We start from the raw sequence: 3,298 nt of genomic DNA on the forward strand, positions 1-3,298 counted from the left end.
TCGCCGGGCGCCTGCCGCAGGCGCTGGTGGCCGCCGGCGGCCTCGTGTTCCTCGCCCTCGTCTGGCTCGGCCTGCTGTTCCACCTCGACCAGCGCCGCGCGGGCGAGGTGGTCCAGGCGCGGCGCGATGTGCTGAACCTGTCGATCGCGCTCGCCGAGCAGGTGTCGCGCCTGATCGAGGGCGTCGACCAGGTGATGCGCCTGATCGAGGCCGACTACGCCGACGACCCCAAGGCCTTCGACTTCGCCACCTGGTCGAAGCGCGCGACGATGCTCGCCGAGAGCGCGCGCCAGATCGCGATCTTCGACGAGAACGGCGACCTCGTGGCCACCCGCGACGCGGTGCCCTCCGCCCTCAGCAAGACCAACGTGGCGGACCGGCCCTACTTCCGGGCGCTGGCGGACAACCCCGATGCCGGCCTCTATGTCGGGCGCACGATCCGCGGCCGGCTGATGGACACGTTCACGTTCAACCTCGCCCGCCGCCTGACCCGCCCCGACGGCAGCTTCGGCGGCGTCCTGATGGTGGCCGTCGACCCGGACTACCTCGCCCGCCGCTTCAAGGCGCTCGATGTCGGCGCGGATTCCGTCGTCGGGTTGTTCGGGCGCGACGGCTACGTCCGCATCCGCGAACCGGCGATGGCCGGCATGTACGAGCGCGACCTGACGCTGCGCCCGGACGGCAGGGGCCTGTTCGCGAGGCTCGCGGACGCACCCGCGGGAGTCTACGAGATCGCGAGCGGCCTCGACGGGCGCCCGCGGATCTTCGGCTATCGCACCACAGAGAACCTGCCGCTCGTCGTCACGGTCGGCAAGTCGGTGGACGTGGTGCTCGCGCCGCTCGTCACCGAGCGGCGCAACGCGCTGGCGGTCGGCGTGGCCGCGAGCGCGGTCATCCTGCTCGGATGCCTCTTTCTGCTCATCGAACTCGAACGCCGGCGCCGGCGCGAAAGGCTGCTGGTCGAGACCCACCGTGCGCTCGGCCAAGCCGAGACCCTGTTCCGCGGCGTGTTCGAGAACGCCACCGACCACCTGTTCGTCCACGCCGTCGCGGCCGACGGCAGCTTCGCCCTCGAAACCCTGAACCCGAGCGCCGCGGCGTTGATCGGGCGCTTGCCCGAGGAGGTCCGCGGCAAGGTCCCCGAGGACGTGATGCCGCCCGGGACCGCGGCGATCGTGCGGGCCGACATCGAGGGCGTCATCCGCTCCGGCGAACCGTTGCGGCGCGCGGAGGAACGGGTCCACGGCGACGGAACCCATCGCTTCGAGGTGATCCTCGTGCCCCTGCGCGAGGCCGGCGGCACCAGCGTCGCCCGCGTCTTCGTCAGCGTGCGCGACATCACCCACCTGCGCCGCGCCGAGGAGGCGATCGCCCGCAGCGAGGCGCGCTACCGGCTGCTCGCCGACAACGCCAGCGACATGATCGTCCAGGTCGATCGCGACGGCCGGCGGATCTACGCGTCGCCGGCCTCGCACGCCCTGCTCGGCCGGTCGCCGCAGGACATGGTCGGCACCCGTCCCGAGGACGACGCCCACCCGGACGACGTGGCGACCCTCACCGCCATGGTCGGCCGCCTCTCGCGGGGCGAGGCCGAGACCGCGGTCGCGAGCTATCGCCTGCGCCGGAGCGACGGCGCCTACCTCTGGGTCGAGGGCTCGTGGCGCCTCGTGCGCGACGCCGCCGGGCAGCCGGCCGGCTTCGTCGCCTCGGTGCGCGACATCGATGCGCGCCACCAGGCCGAGGACGCCCTGCGAGCGAGCGAGGCGCGCTACCGGGCGCTCGCCGACACGCTGCCGCAGCTCGTCTGGATCATGCGGGCCGAGGACGGCCGGGCGGCCTACGTCAACCAGCGCTTCGAGGCGTATTACGGTTCGATCGGCACCGGCTTGGCGGAGAGGCGCGCCGCCAACCACCCGGACGACGCCGCGCGCATGGACGCGGCCTGCGCCGCCGCCATTCGAGAGGAGCGCGGCCACGAGGTCGAGGGCCGTCTGCGCCGGCACGACGGCGCCTACCGCTGGCACAAGATCGTGATGATGCCGATCCGCGAGGCGGGTGCGGTCGTCGGCTGGCTCGGCACGGCATTGGACATCGACGAGATCATCGCGGCGCGGCGTTCCCTGGAGGAGACCAGCGACCTGCTGCGGCTGGCCCAGGACGCGGCCGAGGCCGGCTCGTGGGATCTCGACCTCGTGGCCGGCACCGTCATGCTCTCGCCCGAGAGCGCGCGGCTGCACGGTGTGTCGACGACGCAACCCCTGCACCTGTCGATCGAGGCATGGAAGGCCCTGGTGGTGGAGGAGGACCGGGAGAACGCCTTCTCGGTCGCCTCGCAGGCGATCACGTCGCGCCGCACCTTCGTCACCGAGGTCCGGGTCGCGGGCGAGGACGGCGTCGTGCGCTGGCTGCAATGCTTCGGTCGCGCCTACTACGATCCATCGGGCCGCGCCGTGCGGGTGATCGGCCTCAACCTCGACGCCACCGAGCGGAAGAACGCCGAGCTGGCGTTGCAGGCGGCCAAGACCGCAGCCGAGGCGGCGCGCCTGGAGGCCGAGCGCGCGAGCCTGGCCAAGACCGACTTCCTCGCCGCGATGTCCCACGAGATCCGCACGCCGCTGAACGCGGTGATCGGCTTCACCGACCTGCTGGCCCGCGCCGAGCGGCTGGCGCCGGACCTGCGGCGCCACGCCGAGCTGGCGCGCTCCTCGGGTTCGGCCCTGCTGACCGTCGTCAACGACATCCTCGACTTCTCGAAGGTCGAGGCGGGGGCGATCGACCTGGAACACCGCGCCTTCGCTCCGGCGGCGCTCGCCGACAACGGGCTCTCGATCGTGCGGGGGCTGGCCGCCGCCAAGGGCCTGTCCGTGATCGCCCGGATCGATCCCGACCTGCCGCGGAGCCTTTTGGGCGACGAGGCGCGCCTGCGCCAGATCCTGCTCAACCTCCTCAACAACGCGGTGAAGTTCACGCGGCGCGGCAGCGTCACCCTGGCGGTGCGCCATGCCGGCACCACGGATGCAGGCGAGACCGTCCGCTTCAGCGTGACCGACACCGGCATCGGCATCCCGCTGGCCAAGCAGCACCGGCTGTTCGAACGCTTCTCGCAGGTGGACAACTCGGTCGGCCGCGACTTCGGCGGGACCGGGCTCGGCCTCGCGATCAGCCGCCGCCTCGTCGAGCTGATGGGCGGCACGATCGGCGTGGCCTCCGACGACGGCGAGGGCTCGACCTTCTGGTTCACGGTGACGCTTCCCCGCGCCGCCGACGTCGCCGCCGCCATCGCCGCGCAGCCCGTCGC

The 3,298-nt window shown here is 72.6% G+C and carries 1 protein-coding gene; it reads left to right on the forward strand.

The features are described 5' to 3' along the window. On the forward strand, window positions 1-3,298 hold a 3,298-nt coding region (locus tag FV222_RS20885; protein ID WP_147815549.1), incomplete at both ends, for a PAS domain S-box protein.

The organism is Methylobacterium sp. WL103 (assembly GCF_008039885.1).
GTDB classification, from domain to species: Bacteria; Pseudomonadota; Alphaproteobacteria; order Rhizobiales; family Beijerinckiaceae; genus Methylobacterium; species Methylobacterium cerastii.